Source organism: Embleya sp. NPDC025285 (assembly GCF_055558835.1).
On the sequence record NZ_JBVHLU010000308.1, the window covers coordinates 1 to 1254 of the forward strand.

Here is a 1254-nt window from a genome sequence, read left to right on the forward strand (position 1 = left end):
CACCCCCACTCAAACCAAGAACCTCGTCAACTGGATCCAGCTCAACACAGATGATCCGGAAACGCGCTTGGTGGCAGTCAAGTTCCCTTCGGGTACCAAGCGCCTCGTGTTGGTAGCGAACCAGGATCTCACCAACGGCCAGCTCCAGGTGTTGGGCGAGCTGGGCTTCTATCGCAGTCGGTCGGGGTTCCTGGTTCGCGATGACCTGCGCTTCAGCCTGCAGCAGATCCAGAAAGCTTTTCCCAAAGCCCATCCGGTGAAGGTGCCGATGAACTGGGTGACTCGCATCATGCCGGAGCGCCCGGTTTCACCAGCTAGTGCGACTGTGTCCACTCCCAAGGTCTCTGCCCCGGCAATCAGCATCCCCCCGCAGGTTCCGGCGCAAGGCCGCGAACAGTCCGTAGGGAACGAAAGCGAAGACCGGCCCGACGAGGTTCTTCCGGTAACGGTCACCGTCAACAACGCGGTGATGTCAGCCCGGCCGCTTGGCATGAATTACCGTGGCCAGATGGTCTTCCTGGGTGAGGATGGACGCTTCATTCAGGGGCCAGCCCAACAGATCATTCGGGAGGCCGACAGCCGCGGTGCCACATTCCTGTATGGGGCAACTGCGGAGGACCTGGCTTTATGCGCCGATGGCTTGGTGAGGGAGATTGCCGGCGGCAAGGTCCTGCGGTTCGACGATCTGAAGCGCTTCAGCAGTATCGTGACGGAGATCCCTGAGGGGGCTGTTCTCTCTTCTCCTCGGGCAAGAGAGGTACAGGAGGCAATCGAGGCCGCGCTGGTTCGGCACATTCGCAAACAACCTGGGATGACGCCTAAAGCTGCCTACAGTCTGGCCATCAAGCTGCACGAAGGGCAACCGCCGCTGGCTGCACGTACCTCCGAATCCGTTGCTCTGCAGCAGTATTCGACGCCGCTTCCATTGAGTGTTGCTGTCCAGCAAATCGTTGGCGGCTTCAAGGGGCGTTCTGTTCTGGAGCCGACGATTGGCAACGGCTCGCTGGTATGCACCGTCAAGGACGCCGCCTTGGCCGGCGTCGAGCTCGACGCTCGGCGCCTTGATGCGATCCGGAGAGACCGGTCGGAGGCGAACCTCCAGCATGGCGATGCCACATCCTTCGACTTCCGCTCGCTTAATGGTGGCGGGGACTTCGATGTCGTTTTAAGCAACCCGCCATTTGGGGGCCTGCAGCCACCCCGCATGATGTCCGGGCTCAAGGTCAGCAGGGTAGACCACCTGATCATGATCCG

Annotated in this window: 1 protein-coding gene; it reads left to right on the forward strand. The window is 60.9% G+C overall.

Annotation, left to right across the window (positions count from 1 at the left end):
- Nucleotides 1-1254, forward strand: a 1254-nt coding sequence (locus ACZ4FV_RS52425) for a hypothetical protein (RefSeq protein ID WP_465328564.1), incomplete at both ends; no start/stop codon positions are given.